The organism is Cognatiyoonia koreensis (assembly GCF_900109295.1).
In the GTDB taxonomy this organism is placed as follows: Bacteria; Pseudomonadota; Alphaproteobacteria; order Rhodobacterales; family Rhodobacteraceae; genus Cognatiyoonia; species Cognatiyoonia koreensis.
This window is the reverse complement of the sequence record NZ_FOIZ01000001.1, coordinates 267,437-283,701: the sequence shown is the minus strand read 5'-3', so window position 1 is coordinate 283,701 and position 16,265 is coordinate 267,437. Positions and strand designations below refer to the sequence as shown.

The 16,265-nt window shown below is 59.1% G+C and carries 12 protein-coding genes; 4 read left to right on the top strand and 8 right to left on the bottom strand.

All coding sequences use genetic code 11. The features are described 5' to 3' along the window. Positions 1-110 precede the first annotated feature (110 nt). On the bottom strand, positions 111-644 hold the full coding sequence (locus BMY44_RS01320) for a gamma-glutamylcyclotransferase (RefSeq protein WP_089989327.1): 534 nt from the start codon (positions 642-644) through the stop codon (positions 111-113). 64 nt (positions 645-708) lie between these two features. Between BMY44_RS01320 and BMY44_RS01315 the strand changes: the two genes are divergently transcribed. After that, the gene (locus BMY44_RS01315; protein WP_089989324.1) at positions 709-1,659 is read left to right on the top strand and encodes a DUF2125 domain-containing protein; all 951 of its coding nucleotides are present in this window, start codon (positions 709-711) and stop codon (positions 1,657-1,659) included. Here BMY44_RS01315 and BMY44_RS01310 read toward each other — a convergent pair. Beyond that, complete coding sequence (locus tag BMY44_RS01310; protein WP_089989322.1) at positions 1,649-2,644, bottom strand: YcjF family protein; 996 nt, start codon at positions 2,642-2,644, stop codon at positions 1,649-1,651. The two genes, BMY44_RS01315 and BMY44_RS01310, sit on opposite strands and share 11 nt — an antisense overlap. Further along, a complete protein-coding gene (locus BMY44_RS01305; RefSeq protein WP_089994344.1) occupies positions 2,641-4,053 on the bottom strand; it encodes a YcjX family GTP-binding protein in 1,413 nt (470 codons plus the stop codon). Before BMY44_RS01305 ends, BMY44_RS01310 begins: the two co-directional genes overlap by 4 nt. Positions 4,054-4,153: 100 nt before the next feature. Here BMY44_RS01305 and truA point away from each other — a divergent pair, with 100 nt between their 5' ends. Then, positions 4,154-4,912, top strand: a complete 759-nt coding sequence (gene truA / locus BMY44_RS01300; RefSeq protein ID WP_089989318.1) for a tRNA pseudouridine(38-40) synthase TruA — start codon at positions 4,154-4,156, stop codon at positions 4,910-4,912. On the opposite strand, the gene BMY44_RS18275 is transcribed toward truA, so the two are convergent. Then, positions 4,909-5,433 (bottom strand): hypothetical protein, encoded by a 525-nt coding sequence (locus tag BMY44_RS18275; protein ID WP_089989315.1) that lies wholly within the window; start codon positions 5,431-5,433, stop codon positions 4,909-4,911. The two genes, truA and BMY44_RS18275, sit on opposite strands and share 4 nt — an antisense overlap. Continuing rightward, positions 5,430-7,076, bottom strand: a complete 1,647-nt coding sequence (locus tag BMY44_RS01290) for a hypothetical protein (RefSeq protein ID WP_089994341.1) — start codon at positions 7,074-7,076, stop codon at positions 5,430-5,432. Before BMY44_RS01290 ends, BMY44_RS18275 begins: the two co-directional genes overlap by 4 nt. Positions 7,077-7,304: 228 nt before the next feature. On the opposite strand from BMY44_RS01290, the gene BMY44_RS01285 reads away from it, so the two are divergent. Next, on the top strand, positions 7,305-9,077 hold the full coding sequence (locus tag BMY44_RS01285) for an autotransporter assembly complex protein TamA (RefSeq protein ID WP_242650455.1): 1,773 nt from the start codon (positions 7,305-7,307) through the stop codon (positions 9,075-9,077). Continuing rightward, positions 9,074-13,315 carry a translocation/assembly module TamB domain-containing protein gene (locus BMY44_RS01280; protein WP_242650454.1) on the top strand — a complete coding sequence of 1,414 codons (4,242 nt, stop codon included), beginning with the start codon at positions 9,074-9,076 and terminating at the stop codon, positions 13,313-13,315. The genes BMY44_RS01285 and BMY44_RS01280 overlap by 4 nt, the downstream gene beginning before the upstream one ends. A 6-nt stretch (positions 13,316-13,321) precedes the next feature. Here BMY44_RS01280 and BMY44_RS01275 read toward each other — a convergent pair whose 3' ends face one another. From BMY44_RS01275 to BMY44_RS01265, 3 genes are read right to left on the bottom strand one after another with little or no spacing between them, the layout of a single operon-like run. After that, positions 13,322-14,326, bottom strand: a complete 1,005-nt coding sequence (locus BMY44_RS01275) for an oligopeptide/dipeptide ABC transporter ATP-binding protein (RefSeq protein ID WP_089989310.1) — start codon at positions 14,324-14,326, stop codon at positions 13,322-13,324. Continuing rightward, positions 14,326-15,294, bottom strand: a complete 969-nt coding sequence (locus BMY44_RS01270; protein WP_089989307.1) for an oligopeptide/dipeptide ABC transporter ATP-binding protein — start codon at positions 15,292-15,294, stop codon at positions 14,326-14,328. Before BMY44_RS01270 ends, BMY44_RS01275 begins: the two co-directional genes overlap by 1 nt. 3 nt (positions 15,295-15,297) lie before the next feature. Continuing rightward, a complete protein-coding gene (locus BMY44_RS01265; protein WP_089989304.1) occupies positions 15,298-16,254 on the bottom strand; it encodes an ABC transporter permease subunit in 957 nt (318 codons plus the stop codon). Positions 16,255-16,265 lie beyond the last annotated feature (11 nt).

Here is a 16,265-nt window from a genome sequence, read left to right as displayed (position 1 = left end):
TGGGTGAACTGCGGTCTCGCCTCGGGTTCCCTGATTTCGCTCAACGCGCTGGGTCCTCGTTGTATTTGGTTGCCGGAAATCATAGCGCCGAATGCGCAAAACGAAACCGTTTAATGGGCTTTCATGATTTCCTTCACGCGTGTGACCAACCAGCCCATATCGTCGTCACGGATACCCATTTCGGTCAAATGGTCTGCGGTGTTGAACAGATATTCAGGGTTCGGCCCCTTTCCGCCCACGGATCGGGCGATAATCTGCGCCTGAGTTTCGAGGTCGTACTGGCAATACTGCCGGTGATCCCGGTTGATGATGTAGCAGAGCGCGTGCACGTCGCGTCCGTCGTCCAATTTCAGCGGCAGGGTATCTTCGTAGTATGCCGATGAAATCAATTCGCGTTCCCGGAGGGCTGCCAGAACCGAATTTTCATCCTCTTCAGCAATGCGAAAGGCCACGCCCGTACATTGCCCCCCTTCCTGTGTGTCAAGCGCGAGGACCAGCCCCGGTTCTGCTTCTGATCCGCGGTGATGGATCGACAGCATACAGAACGACCGGTGAAAATCCTTCAGGACCGCCCGGCGGGCTTCCGCAGGGTGAAACCCCGGATTCCACAAGAGCGAGCCATATCCGAATACCCAAAACGCCATGCCACTGGTCCTTCCCTGACGCCCCCTATAAACACCGTCCAAAGCGAAACAGAAAGGCCCCTTCATGCGGCGACTGACCTATTTCATCGTGATATGTGCCGCCCTTTACGGCGGTTACTGGTTCATCGGCGCAAATCGGGTCGAGGCCGGAGTGCGCGCCGCTTTGGTCGAGCTTGAGGCCGAAGGGTGGGACGCTGAGGCCGAGGTGAACACGCGTGGTTTTCCGTCGCGGTTTGACACCACACTTAGCGATGTTTCATTCGCCGTACCGGGGGATCAATGGGGATACGAGGCCCCTTTCGTGCAGGCGCTTGCCCTGAGTTACCGGCCCAATAATGTCATCATCGTGCTGCCAGACGAACAGCGTCTTCGCTTTCCGGGCGATACCGGCACGCTGACCGCCGACCGATTGCGCGCGAGTGCGACTGTCCAGCCAAACCTTGCGCTTGCCTTCGACAATCTCACGGCAGAGGGCGAGATGCTGACTTATACTTCTGATCGCAACTGGACGCTTTTGATCACCAAACTGATTACCGCGGCGCGTCTGCAGCCCGACACGAACGCAAGCTATGATGTCTATGCCAAACTCGACGACATCACCTTGCCCGAAGGCACCGGTGCCATCACAACAATGCTGGCTGACGCCGATGTGCGTCTGCAGGACCCGCTTGACCGGACCACGGTCGAAGTGATTGTCGAACAGATTGTCGTCAACGCCGTACAGGTCACCTGGGACAACGTCGTCCTGACCGGGCGGGGTCAACTTGACGTCGATGCTTCCGGGCTGCCGACAGGGCAGATCGGGCTCGAGATCGAAAACTGGCAGGCGATCCTGCCGCGCCTTGTGGATGCCGGTGTCATTGACCGCAACTTTTCCGATCAGGCCCTGACGATGGGCAGCCTGTTTGCAGCCGGTCAGGACAAGATGGTGCTGCCGCTCAAGTTCGAAAACGGCTATAGCAGCTTGGGCCCGCTTCCGCTTGGCCCGGCACCACGCCTTCACTTCACCCGCTGAAAAGCCCGGTCAGTGCACGTTTGACAAGACCTGTCACCGACGGGCGCTTGCTTGCGTGAAAGGGGAGCGGGCGACAGACTTCGATTGCCGCGACACCGACTCGCGCGGTCAAGGCACCATTGATGACACCTTCGCCGAAACGGCGCGACACTTTCGCGACAATCCCCCCGCCCGCGATGGAACTGATGAGATCGTCCCCGACGGCCACCGCACCTGTCGCCACAAGATGCGTCAGGACAGTGCGGGTCAGCCTCCAACTGCCAAAGGTTCCGGCGCGACCACCATAAATTTCGGCGATACGCCGGATCATCCGCAGGTTCGCGGTAAGCGCGGTAAAGACATCCGCGAGCGCCAGCGGCACGATGGCTGTGACCATGGCAACCTGACGTGCGGCGGCTTCGACCTCGCGCGTGGCGCGCGCATCAAATGGTTCAAGCAAAGTGGTTTCAGCAAGACCGAGCAGGCCATCGGCGTCCAGTACGTCGCTTTCGAGTTCTGTCAGACGCGCTGTGCCCCAGGCCGCGTCATCGCGTTTGTTGTAAAGTGTGCGCAGTTCACCGATCACCCCCCGCGCGGCTGGCAGATCATGCGTGGAAAGCGCATCAATGGCAGCGCGCTGAATACGATCGACGCGGCGCAGCCGGCCCAATGCGGCCAATTCGCGGATCGCGATGGCCAACAAAACTGCGATGAACAAAACGAAAAGCGCGGTGATCAACATCCCAAGGATCGGGGACCGCGCGATCAACGCATTGACGTAATCCCAAGCGGCCAGCGAAACCACGAAGCCGAGCAAGGTCAGAAGCAGCGACCAGAACCATTTGGCCAAGGGCGATGGCCGCCGCGCGGCGATTGCGGCGACGGTCTGCATCGCCGCGCCTTGCGGCGAATCCATAATTTCCGGCACTGGTGCGACGGTCGCAGGCGTTTCACGCGGGCTCGCCTCTTCAAGTTCGATCAGAACCGGTCCTTTGGGTCCGCTCATAGTTTGTCCCCGATCAGGAATTCTGCGGCCTTGTCCAGCCGGATATGGGGCGGTCCGTCGCCGGGTTTGAGGGTCAGGGCGGCAGGTGCGAAACGCATGACCTGATAATCCTGATCCAGCCACTTGTCCTTTCCCGCCTTGGCAGGGGCCAGCAAATGCTGCGGGTCGGTTGGCAAGGCACCGGGATAGAACGCGGCTTGCTTGCCGTTGTCCAGCAATCGACCCCGCACAACGTTCAGCTTGCCATCGACGTGATCGACAGTTTCTTCGACAGTCGTGCGTAAGGCCGCGATCGACATCGCCGCCGTCTGCGCACCTGCAAAGTCTGCGCGATCCTTTGCTTCGCGCAGCAACGCCTCGGTTATCGCCGTCAATTGATTGTGCTGCGTGTGATGCAGATGGTCTGCCTTGGTGGCCGCAAACAGGATTTTCTCGACCCTCCGTCCTTGGAAAATCCGCGTCAGAAATGCATTTCGGCCCGGCTTGAAAGCCCCCAGAATATCAGCCATCGCGTTGCGCAGGTCATCGACGGCTGGCGGCCCTGCATGGATCGCGCCAAGGACATCGACGAGGACGATCTGCCGGTCGATCCGGCTGAAATGATCCCGAAAGAACGGTTTGATCACATTGCGTTTGTAGCTTTCAAAGCGGCGCTGGAACTCGCGCCCCAACGATTTGCGTCCATAAGTTCCCGGCGGGAGGGGTGCGAACGTCAATACAGGCGATCCGGCCAGATCCCCGGGTAAAAGGAACCGGCCCGGCGAACAGTCCGAAAAACCGGCAGCCCGTGCCGCCTGCAGGTGGGACGTGAAGGCACTGGCAAGGTTTTGCGCGGTAACCTCGTCCAAGGTATCTGCCGGATCGACCGCGCCCAAGACATCCATGAACGCGGCATCACCCGGGCGACCGGCGATGCGGGCCAACGCCGCGGCCGACCATTGTTCGAACGAGAGATCAAGCAGCCCAAGATCAAGAAGCCATTCACCTGGATAATCCACAATATCAAGATGCACGGTGCGCGGCCCTGACAAAGCGCCAAATATTCCGCTGGGTTGAACCTTTAGCGACAGCCGCAATTCTGAAATATGCCGCGTGCCATCAGGCCATTCGGGCGTCTGCGCTGTTAGTTGCGCTAAATAGGCCTCATAGGAAAAGCGGGGGAGCGTGTCATCGGGCTGCGGTTGCAGATAGGCCGTCTGGATTGCGCCAGAGGCTGCCGCCCGCAGCTGTGGCATCCGCCCCCGGTTCATCAAGTTTGCCACAAGCGACGTGATAAACACGGTCTTGCCAGCACGCGACAGCCCGGTGACACCAAGACGGATCACCGGATCGCTGAAAGGTGCCGAGAGCGTGTCGGTGACGCCTTCGACGCCGCGCAATATCTGGTCCGCGATGGTGCTGATGACCACGGTGCCGCCTTTCTTCACATTCGTTCGGTTCTAAATAGGCGTGACATCGCCGAATGGGTAGGGATTGATTTCATAACGCTCTCCCCCTAAGCCCGCCGCCATGCCCCGTTTCGCGCTGAAAATAGAATATGCAGGCGCACCCTTTGCCGGGTGGCAACGTCAGGCCGACCAGCCATCCGTGCAAGGCGCGATCGAGGCGGCATTGGCCAAACTCGAACCCGGCCCGCATACGATTGCTGCCGCCGGTCGGACGGATGCGGGTGTGCATGCCATGGGACAAGTGGCCCATTGCGATCTGACGCAAGACTGGGACCCATTCCGTCTGTCAGAGGCGCTGAATTACCACCTGAAACCAGCCCCTGTCGCTGTTTTGGCCTGCGCCCGCGTCGATCCCGACTGGCACGCACGGTTTTCAGCGATCGAGCGTCAATATCTGTTCAAGCTTATCACCCGGCGCGCGCCGCTGACCTTTGCTGCAGGGCAGATGTGGCGCGTGAATACCCCGCTTGATGTTGCGGCAATGCAGGAAGGGGCTGACCATCTGTTGGGACGCCACGATTTCACGACGTTCCGTTCATCAATTTGTCAGGCGGACAGCCCTGTGCGGACATTGGATGAACTGCGTGTCGTCGATCGTGGTGATGGGCTGATTACCTTTCACGTGCGTGCCCGGTCGTTCCTGCACAATCAGGTGCGCAGCTTTGTCGGCACATTGGAAAGGGTCGGTGCGGGCGCTTGGGAACCTGTCGCTGTGCGGCATGCGCTTGAAGCAAAAGATCGCAGCAAATGCGGGCCGGTGTGCCCGCCCGAGGGGCTATATCTGGAACGGGTCGGCTATGACGCCGATCCATTTGCCTAGTCGTTGTCCGTCAGACCAGCACCTGCACCGCCGATCCGTGACGCATCGCTTTCCGGAACATAGGTCAGCGCTGCCCAGCGCTGCCAAAGATCCCAGTCCGTATCGGGGACCTTGATCGGGCCAGGGGTGATTGGTCGTGCAGCGGCTTCAGTCACCTGTCGCAAGACAATTCGCGCCTCGTCTACCTCAATTTCCACCTGTAACCCACTCATCAAAATTGAATTTTCCACCATAGCAAACAGAACTGAAGGGGCATCGACGCACTCAAGCAGGATCGCATTCTCCCCGCACATCAACGCGTCGATTGCAACAGGACCAGCCATGGCAACGCGGGATGCGCGAAAATCCGGCGCAAGATGCGGGCCGCGCAAGGCGGTCGTGATCTGTTCACTGACGCCTTCTTTGTCCGCCAATGCGCGTACTGCCGCCGCAACGAAGACATCCGCATGGCCCAATGGCATGCCCTGACCGCGTGCGGCTTTGAACAGTGTCGCCCCGACCTCGTTGCGGGACAGGATCATGCGGCAAAGCTCGGCAACCACCAATCATCCGCTGCATCAAGTTCGTCCCACAAAGGCGCACCCTGCGCGAGCGTGATGCGTGTCCACAGATGCGACTTGGGATCAAACTTCGCAGCGCCGAAGAACGCCAGCTTGCAGCGCAACATGTCGATAGGCAGGCATTCTTCCCCAATGAGGTTGTCGCGAATTTCTGCATAAGGATGACGGGCGAGGGTTTGCACGCGGCAGACGGCATTGCGATGCTCTGGATGGGCGCGCAAGAACGCAGCGACGTTTTCCTGCTGCCCCAAATCACGCGACATGGCCTGTACTTGCCGCGCGATATCAAGCGGTGATTCCAGTTCCGCGCCTGGTTCTGCATGCCGATCACCTAATCGCGGCTCTTGTTTTTCCTGCGAAACATACCAGAAACGTGCGCAACATTCTGGATGGTTGAAATCTAGATTTATCGCAAATTGCCAATCTGTTGCGATATGATCCTTAAGTTCATCTAGCGTCATCACCGGATCGATTTGCGGCACGAAAGGCGTGGCCATGCAATCGGTCAATCCGTCAATCAGCGCGCCGAAAGGCTCCAGAACCAGTGCGACGACAAGCTCCTGCGTATCAATCGCGTAGGCTTCGCTTAACCGGATGATCGCATCGATGGGGGCCTCTCCCAACAGCAGGTCGGGTGTCAACTGGTCCGTCAAGGCCAGCCAATCGCGACGCATGACGTCAATGCGGCCCGCGGCAATCTCGTCCGCGACGTACCACTCCCCCAGATGCGCCGCTGCCCGTGCAAGAAGTTCGTAGATGCGCGATACCTGATTGGGGCACAGCGCCGGGATGGCACGCACGCGGGCCAAAGCCGTTTCGCGCACTTGCATCCACGCGTCCAGCAAAAGCGGATGGGACACAAGAAACGGAGCCATACCCAAACCTGTGGCATTCCCGATGCCCAGCGCGCGCTTTACGTCGCGGTCCAAGGGATGCCCCCCGATATGTTCCACAAGGTCGTGAGTAAAGCCGCGGATCAGAAGGACGGTCAACATCTCGGCCGCGAAAGCACCGGACAACAAGGGGCGATCAACGATTCTGTCGCGGTCCGCAATTCCGAACTTGCCGTTCCCGTAAACAGCAGTGGTGCGCATCAGATACCCGGTCGCCAGAACCCTGTCGCGGTCCGGCTGCCGCCCTGCCCGCAAGGATTCTACAACATGAGAAAACAGACGCACTGATTTGTTTGCGCGCGATAAAACCAGATCGCGCTCGGTAAAACGTGATGCCTCTTGATGTGGCACGTCACGCACGATCCGTGCGATTTCTTCCGCCGATGGAATGCCGTCATAGAGGATGTAGGACGTATCCCACGCCGTCGCGATCACACGGTCTGTTCGCATGTCGTCCGGCAAGTCGGTGGATACCGCGACAAGCGAATAGTCATAGCCCCCAATGCACACGGAATAGACCGCATGGCCAAACCCGTCCGGTGACATTTCCCAAACTGTACGACACACATAGACCTTATCTTCTGCCATCCCGCGCAAAAGCGTGCGCAGGAACGATAGCCGTGTCGGGAATGCCGCGCCCATCCGGCGCAATCGCATGACTTCGGACGCGGGCCGCAGGTCTTTTTGCGGTGGCATCGTTTCGTCCAGCATGACCATTCCTTTCCGCCCTGAGGCTTGCATTGTCGCCGATACGGTCAGGCTAGGACCGTGCAAAGGTCTTGTGTAGTCCAAAACCGTCGAAAAAACGCGCGGATCACCGCGAATTCATCATTGGAACCATTTCGCTACGCCACGAGTTACTCTACTCAGAACATACCATATTTTGTGACCGCGCGGCTTTGGGGGCATAAGCGAGCGATGATGCTAAGAAACTACGTATTGGCCGGACTGCTTCTGGCATCCGGGCCACTGGCCGCGCAATCCATTTCGCTTGAAATCGGCGATGCAGGCGACGGCCTACGCGGCGACATCGAAGCCGCGTCGCTGACATTGGGTCTGGAAGAACAGGAAGAGGTCGCACCGCAAGATATCGTGGCGGCCGCCCGCGCTGATTATCGCCGCATCCTCACCGCACTTTACAGTGCTGGCTACTATGGCGGCACAGTTTCGATCCGAATCAACGGGCGCGAGGCGGCTGACATCGCACCATTGGATGCACCACGCCAAATCAGCGCAGTCGTCATCGACGTAGATCGTGGTCCGCGCTTTGATTTTGGCCGTGTCGGCGTTGCCCCCTTACCACCAAACACCACCTTGCCTGACCGTTTTGCCACCGGAGAACCGGCGCGCGCGAATGTTATCCGTGAAAGCGTCAGCACCGGTGTGAACGCGTGGCGCGATATCGGATATGCCAAGGCGCGCCCGGCTGATCAGACCATTGTCGCCCGCCACCCCCAACGCGAACTCGATGTGAATGTGACCCTTGCCCCCGGCCAACAGCTGACGTTCGGCCCCCTGACGATCAACGGGAATGAAGATGTGCGCACCTCTGCAATCGCGCGCATTGCAGGTTTTCCGACAGGAGAAATCTATGACCCCGACGCCATCACGACAGTGGAACGCCGTTTGCGCAAGACAGGTGCGTTTGACAGCGTCGCCCTGACCGAAGCGGACGAAATCGGACCGAATGCAACCTTGCCCTTTACGCTCCAGATTGTTGAATCCAAACCGCGACGTTTCGGCTTTGGCCTAGAGCTATCATCAATCGAAGGCCTGCTTGTTTCGGCATTCTGGATGCATCGCAACGCATTTGGCGGGGCTGAACGGTTCCGCGTCGAAGGCGAGGTGTCTGGTATTGGCGGTGAGACAGGCGGCATTGATTACAAGATAGCCACCAGCCTTAATATCCCTGCTGTCTATGGACCCAAAACCGATTTCCTTGCCACCGCGACGCTTTCGCGGCTGGATGAACCGGAGTTCCTTCTTGATAGCATCGCGACAGAGGCCAGCCTGACGCGGTTAATCCGTGACGACTTGACTGCGAACGTCGGCATCGGGCTTCTTGCCGCGCGTGAAGAGACTGCACTTGGGACCCGTGAGTACATTCTCTTGACCGCACCGCTCGGCTTTGAACTGGAGCGGCGCAATGACGTGACCAATCCGACTTCCGGTTACTACGTTGAACTTGATGCGACGCCGTTCCTGTCCCTTGATGGCGCTGGCGATGGCGGGCGTATTTATGCGGATGCGCGCGCTTACGCCAGTTTCGGCACGGACGATCGGTTCACGATCGCGGCGCGCGGCCAGATCGGGAGCGTTATCGGTGTCGACGCACTGACCGCCCCTGCAGATTTCCTGTTTTATTCCGGTGGCGGCGGCACCGTGCGCGGGCAACCCTACCAGTCACTCGGTCTTGAAACCGCTGACAACGGCGGGGTGATCCAAACGGGCGGCCTGTCGTTCGCAGGTGCCCAACTTGAAGCGCGGGTCGGCGTTACGGAAAACATCGGCGTCGTCGGGTTTTATGACTATGGGTTTGTCGGCAGTACGGCAACGCCCTTGGAAGATGGTGAATGGCACGCGGGCACCGGAATTGGCGTGCGTTATAACACAGGGATCGGACCCATCAGGCTGGATATCGGCACGCCCGCGAACGGTGATGATGCGTTTGGTTCCGTGCAGGTCTACATCGGGATCGGACAAGCATTTTGAGACATTTCGCCGCCATTGCCGCACTTTTGTTGTTGCCCTTTGCAGCCCATGCACAGTCGCAGGAAGACGAAGACAAAGGTTATCTTACCAACCTGATCGAGGACAATCTGTCGGGCGATACCCGAGAAGTGAACATCATCGGGTTCGCAGGTGCACTGAGTTCCGAAGCGACGATTGAACGGCTGACCGTTGCAGACAGTCAGGGGATCTGGCTGACGCTTGAAGACGTGACGCTAGACTGGAATCGCTCTGCGCTTTTGCGCGGCGCGATCGACGTGCAGGAACTCAGCGCCGCAAAGATCACCGTGGCACGCGCGCCGTTGCCCGACGACAGTATCGAACTGCCCGACGCGGAAGCCACACCATTTGCGCTGCCCGAATTGCCAGTAAGCATCGAACTTGACGAATTGCGGATCGAGGAAATCTCGCTTGGCGAAAGTTTTCTTGGCGAACCTGTTACGCTGAGCCTGACCGGAACTGCGCAGCTTGCGGATGGGGCCGGGTCAGCGAATGTCGAAGCGGTCCGGTTGGATGACCGCCAAGGCCGTTTCGCGATCGTGGGAAGCTATGACAACACCAGCCAGGTGCTTGAACTTGATCTGGACCTGAACGAGGGGCCTGCCGGAATTATCGCGCGCTTGATCGACCTTCCCGGGCGGCCCGCTGTCGACCTGTCCTTGACCGGGACGGGACCCATCACCGATTATGCAGCGACACTGACGCTTGCCACAGATGGAAGCGAACGTCTGGCAGGTGATATCACCTTGCGCGAAACGGAAACGGGACAGGTTTTCGATCTGGATGTCGGCGGTGATATCACCCCGCTTTTTGCGCCCGAATATCAGGATTTCTTTGGACCGGACGTACAGCTTGCCGTTACCGGTAGCGCGAATGCAAGCGGCGGATTCAATCTGTCCGACCTGACGCTGTCGGCCCAGAAAATCCGCCTGCAAGGCGAAGTCGTCACTGATGAAACTGGCTGGCCGACCCTTATTGATCTCACGGGTGAAGTTGCGGATCAGCCGGGCGAAATCGTCCTGCTCCCGCTTGCCGGGCCGAAAACCTACGTCGAACGCGTTGGTCTGAATGTGGCCTATGACCGTTCGCAATCAGATGACTGGACGGCGAGCTTTCGAATAGCGGGACTTGAACGGCCCGGTCTGCGGATCGACACGACGGATTTGCAAGGCGGTGGCACTTTGCTGGTAGGCGACATGCCATCAGTGACCGCGAATTTCACCTATGGCGCGAGGGGTGTCGAACTGGACGACGCAGGCACCGCCGAAGCCGTGGGCGATGCGATCACCGGCGAAGCGCAGATCAGCTATCAGGCCGGATCACCGACTGAAATTTCGAAGATCACTCTGAATGGTTCCGGTATTTCCCTGCTGGCGGAGGCAACGATTGCCGGGCCTGACATGGGTTTGCGCACCGAAAGCAACATCGCGCTGTCGGTGACGACGCTGGGACGCTTCAGCACCCTTGCCGGTCGTGATCTGGGTGGTGCCGCGGACCTGTCCCTTATCAGCACAATCAGCCCGCTGGACGGCTTTTTCGAAGTCTTGCTGTCTGGCACCACGAGCGATCTGGAAATCGGCATTCCAGAGGTCGATGCGATCATTGCAGGCAACGGCACAATTTCGATGCTCGCAGAGCGCGACACGCAAGGCACACGACTGCGCGCTTTGCGCGTTGCCACGGATGCGGGCGAAATCACAGCCGATGCGAACCTGACCAGCAATGGCAGTGAAGCCGCGTTTAACGTCGCATTGAACGACGTCGCAATCGTGCTTGACGGGATCAGCGGCCCTGCCCGTCTGACTGGAACGATCGACCAGCCTGCCAATGCACCGATCCTGTTTGACGTGACAGGCAACGCACCTTCCGCGCAGCTTCGCGCAAACGGCACGCTGACCACCGACGAAACCCCGCAGATTATTGCAACCATCGGTGTCACGGCGACCAGTCTTGCGACCTACAGACCGCTGATCGGCGACGCCTATGCAGGTGCCGTAAGCCTTACAATCGACGTCAATGGTGCAGCCGATGCATCACAGATTGATGTGACGCTGGACGGCCAGACGCGCAGTCTGCAAACGGGGATCGTACAGCTAGACCCGCTACTGCGCGGTCTTGGCCAGGTGTCGGCGGACCTGTCCCGCACGGGGCCTGAATCCTTTACCCTGAACGCGCTGTCAGTCGAAACGCCACAAGCCAGCATCCAGGGTACTGCCAGCGGAGAACTGAGCGGAGCGCTGAGCGCGAATGCTGATCTTGTCATCAATGACGCCGGGCTGATTGCGCCGGGCCTGTCAGGCCCGCTGTCCGCCACTGTTGACGTTGATCGGGACGCGGCTGAAAATACCGCCGTCGTTCTGGATGCAACCGGCCCTGGTACGAACATCAGCGTCAATGCCAACATTGCGCCAAACCTGCAGATCCGTGGCAATGCAAAAGCGCAAATCGCAAATCTGCGTCCTTATCAGAACCTGATCGGTCAGCCTGTTTCTGGCGGAATTGACGCCGTCGTGGTGGGTACGCTGATGCCTGACCTGTCGCAATTCAACACGGAAATCACACTGCGCACGCAAGACATCGGCATCGGGAATCCGTCGGTCGATCAGTTGTTGCGCGGCAGCGGGACGGCAAATGCCAATATCTCGCGCGGCGAAAACGGGTTGAATGTGCGCAACCTGCGCGCTGAGACAAACAATATTTCGTTGAGCGCAACACTGAACGCGACCGACGCGGGCGGCACTGGCCAGTTCGATGCACGCCTGCGCGACATCGGGCTTTTCACTGATCAATTAAGCGGGCCGGTCACGGCATCCGGCACGGCCAGCCGAAATGGGACCACATGGGGGATTGATGCTTCTGCCACCGGCCCGGGCGGCATTGGCGCAGATATCAACGGTACCGCCAACGATAACGGCACGCTCAACATCAATGTGAATGGCAACGCGCCACTTGGTCTGGCCAATGAAATCATCGCGCCGCGTCGTCTGTCAGGTCAGGCCGACTTTGCCCTGAACGTCAACGGACCACCGCAGCTGTCGTCCCTTGGTGGTCGCATAAATGTCAACGGTGCGCGGCTGGCGGCCCCGACGCTGGCGCAGGCGATCGAGAATATCAACGGCTTTGTCAGCATTGCTGGCAGCCAAGCCACGGTTGACGTCACTGGTGATGTGGAACGCGGCGGTCAATTATCCATCAGCGGCCCGATCGGCCTGACGCAGCCGCAAAACGCGGATGTTACCGTGACGTTGCGCGATGTCATCCTGAAAGACCCCACACTCTACGAAAGCAGCATCGCTGGGGCAATCGCGATCCGTGGTCCGCTTGCTGGCGGTGCGCGCATTTCGGGTGATCTGACGCTTGGCCCATCAGAGATACAGGTCCCTTCTTCCAGCCTGAGTTCGCTTGGATCACTGCCAGACGTCCGCCATGTGGGTGAAAGCGCCGCTGTGCGCCGCACGCTGAACCGGGCGGATGTGAATGCGGCCGCCGGCACAACGAACCCAAGGACCACAAGCGGGCCAGACTTTCCGCTCGATATCACGATCAACGCACCGTCCCGCATCTTCATTCGCGGGCGCGGCTTGGATGCAGAGCTTGGCGGCAGTCTAAATCTGGGTGGCACGGTTGGGAACGTCGTGCCTGTCGGCCAGTTCGATCTGATCCGCGGACGGATCGACATTCTGCAGCAGCGCTTTGAACTGAGCGAAGGCACGGCATCACTACAGGGCGATTTTGAACCCTATATCCGTCTTGTCGCAACGACAGAGGCTGCGACGGGGACAGTGATCAACATCATCGTCGAAGGTCCCGCGTCCGAACCTGAAGTGACATTCTCCTCTACGCCGGAACTGCCGCAGGACGAAGTGCTGGCGCAGCTGATTTTTGGGCGTGACCTGTCCGAAATCAGCCCGCTACAGGCGGTGCAGCTGGCTGCGGCCGTCAGTACGTTGGCCGGGAACGGCGGTGGTGGTCTGATTGACGACTTCCGCCAGAACATCGGGCTGGATGACTTCGACGTCACGACAGACGATGAAGGCAATGCTGCTGTGCGTGCCGGCGCCTATGTGTCCGAGAACGTCTACACAGACGTGACAGTATCAAGCGACGGATCGACCGAGGTGAACATTAACCTCGACATCACGGATGAAATCACAGCCAAAGGCACGGTCGATGCTGATGGCGAAACGAGTATCGGGATATTCTTCGAACGCGACTACTAGGGCGGTTCAGCTTGCGATCAGCACGTCAGCCGGTTCGTGATATGGACAGGCGACCCGATGACCATCGCCCAATTCCTGCATCACCGGGCGCTCTGCGGCACATGACGGCTGCACCTTGGGGCAGCGCGTGCGAAAAACGCAGCCGCTGGGCGGTGACAGCGGGGATGGCAGATCGCCTTCGAGAATGGGGCGCACACGCTGGCGTTCCAGCACCGGATCAGGGATCGGCACAGACGATATCAGCGCCTGACTGTAGGGGTGTTCCGGCCGCGTGGTCAGCGTTTCGGCCGAGGCAGTTTCCATCTGGCGCCCCAGATACATCACGATAATCCGGTCGCTGATGTGTTTCACAACACTCAGGTCATGGGCGATGAAAATCATCGAAAGGCCCATGTCCGCTTGTAGTTCCATCAACAGGTTCACCACTTGCGCCTGGACGGATACATCAAGTGCCGACACGGGCTCGTCACAGATGATCAGCTTGGGCTTCAGAATCAATGCGCGCGCGATTCCGATGCGCTGACACTGCCCGCCTGAAAACTCGTGCGGATAGCGGTTAATCAGGTTGGGCAGCAACCCGACGCGGTCCATCAGGCCGCGCACGCGGGCCTTGCGTTCGGTCTTGGACATCTTGGGTTCATGCGTGACCAGCGGTTCTGCGATAATCTCGCCCACGGTCATGCGCGGGTTCAGCGCGGCGAGCGGGTCCTGAAAGATCATCTGCACGTCGCGGCGATGCACACGGCGCTGACGCGGATCCATGTTGGCCAGATCGTTGCCTTCAAAGTAGATATGCCCGCCTGCGGATGGCACAGTCCCGACGATAGCGCGCGCGAGTGTTGATTTACCTGATCCGCTTTCGCCAACGACGCCAAGGCATTCACCCGGTGCCAGATCGAATGACATATCGCTGACCGCCTGCAGCTTGAGCGATGGCGTCCATGGCCACGCGCCTTGCGGGCGCACATCGAATGTGACGGACAAGTCTTTGACTGAAAGCAACGGTGACATCACACAACCTCCGCGACGGGGACATGGCAGGCACGACGGCGCGCATCACCGTGGGCGACAAGTTCAGGCCGCAGGCTGGCACAGATATTCTGTACCTGGGCGCAACGCGGTGAGAACGGGCACCCGGCAGGCAAACGCGACATATCTGGCGGCTCCCCCGCGATGGTTTTCAGTTCGGTTTCGATACGATCAAGCCGCGGGACGGCTTGCAACAAGCCTTTGGTGTACGGGTGACTCGGGCTAGCGAACACGTCATCTGTCGGCCCGTCTTCCATGATCTGACCGCCATACATCACAAGTGTCCGGTCACAAAAGCCCGCCACGACGCCAAGGTCATGCGTGATCAGAATGATTGCCGTCCCAAATTCGCGCCGGATGTCGGACAGCACGTCCATGATCTGGGCCTGCACTGTCACATCAAGGGCCGTGGTGGGTTCATCCGCGATCAACAGGCGCGGCTGACACAAGAGTGACATCGCGATCATGATCCGCTGGCGCATCCCGCCTGAAAACTCATGCGGGAAGCTGCGGATACGGCGGCCTGCATCGGGAATACGCACCGCATCCAGCATGCGCACGCTTTCGGAGATCGCGTCCTTCTTGCTCATGCCTTTGTGCAGGGTCAGCACTTCGGCCATCTGGTCACTGATGCGGATGTAGGGGTTCAGCGACGTCATCGGATCCTGAAAGATCATCGCCATCTTCGCACTGCGGACCTTGTTCATGGCGTCTGCGCTTAGCCCGATCAGCTCTTTCCCGTCGAACTTGATCGACCCTGTCGCACGACCATTTCGCGCCAAAAGGCCCATCATCGCAAACGCACCCTGGCTTTTGCCCGATCCGCTTTCGCCCACGATGGCAAGTGTTTCGCCCGGATCAAGTGCGTAGCTCATACCATTCACGGCGTTTACGTCACCGTCCGGGGTCGAAAAGGTCACCCGCAAATTGTCGATTTCCAGCAGGCTCATCCGTCAGCGGTCCTTTGGATCAAGTGCATCGCGCAGACCGTCGCCGACAAAGAAAAAGGCAAAGATCGTCACAACGAAAAAGATGATGGGAAAGATCAACTGCCAGAGCACGCCGTAGTTCATCGTACTTGCCCCTTCGGAAATCAACGCCCCAAGCGAGGTATTGGGTTCCTGAACGCCAAGGCCAAGGAAACTGATGAAGCTTTCAAAGATGATGAGCGAGGGGATCAGCAATGTCGCATAGACAATCACGATGCCCAGCAGGTTCGGTACGATATGGCGCAGCACAATTTTCATGGGATGCACGCCCGTGGCGATCGCGACCTCGACGAATTCCTTGTTTTTGATGGTCAGGGTCTGGCCTCGGGCGATCCGCGCCATGTCCAGCCAGCTGATCAACCCGATGCCGATGAATATCCCGATGATATCCATATTCGGAATTCGTTGTAGCGCCGGTGTGTTCTGCACAACGACCAGCAAAAGGATCAGCACGAACATGAAGGGGATGGCCATCAGGATATCGACGACCCGCATCATGATATCGTCGACCCGGCCACCGAAATAACCCGATACCGCGCCGTAAAGCGTGCCGACAACTACCGCGACGAAGGCACCGACGATACCGACCATCAGCGAAATACCTGTGCCCTGCACCACGCGGGCGTAAAGATCACGCCCCGAGCTGTCGGTTCCAAAGTAATGACCGGTCTCAAGCGACGGAACACCCTTGCTGGCGTTGGCCCCCATCAACGTGAAATCGACGGTTTCACCATCGTAGGGGGACACGAGCCCGCCGAACAACGCGAAAAGGGCAACCAAAACCAACAGAACAAACCCAAGGACTGCAGCGCGGTTACGGAAAAAACGGGTACGGGCATCCGCCCAAAGCGAGCGTCCTTGTACTTCGGCCAGATGAAAGGCTTCCTCCAGCCCATCTGCATTTGGCGTCAAGCTTTGCATCGGTCGCCTCC

Bases quoted from the DNA above. Each gene is read 5' to 3' on its own strand.
- BMY44_RS18275 (WP_089989315.1), bottom strand. From the start codon at position 5,433: ATGATCCTGTCCCGCAACGAGGTCGGGGCGACACTGTTCAAAGCCGCA.
- BMY44_RS01315 (WP_089989324.1), top strand. From the start codon at position 709: ATGCGGCGACTGACCTATTTCATCGTGATATGTGCCGCCCTTTACGGC.
- BMY44_RS01320 (WP_089989327.1), bottom strand. From the start codon at position 644: ATGGCGTTTTGGGTATTCGGATATGGCTCGCTCTTGTGGAATCCGGGG.
- BMY44_RS01310 (WP_089989322.1), bottom strand. From the start codon at position 2,644: ATGAGCGGACCCAAAGGACCGGTTCTGATCGAACTTGAAGAGGCGAGC.
- BMY44_RS01265 (WP_089989304.1), bottom strand. From the start codon at position 16,254: ATGCAAAGCTTGACGCCAAATGCAGATGGGCTGGAGGAAGCCTTTCAT.
- truA (WP_089989318.1), top strand. From the start codon at position 4,154: ATGCCCCGTTTCGCGCTGAAAATAGAATATGCAGGCGCACCCTTTGCC.
- BMY44_RS01290 (WP_089994341.1), bottom strand. From the start codon at position 7,076: ATGCTGGACGAAACGATGCCACCGCAAAAAGACCTGCGGCCCGCGTCC.
- BMY44_RS01275 (WP_089989310.1), bottom strand. From the start codon at position 14,326: ATGTCACCGTTGCTTTCAGTCAAAGACTTGTCCGTCACATTCGATGTG.
- BMY44_RS01270 (WP_089989307.1), bottom strand. From the start codon at position 15,294: ATGAGCCTGCTGGAAATCGACAATTTGCGGGTGACCTTTTCGACCCCG.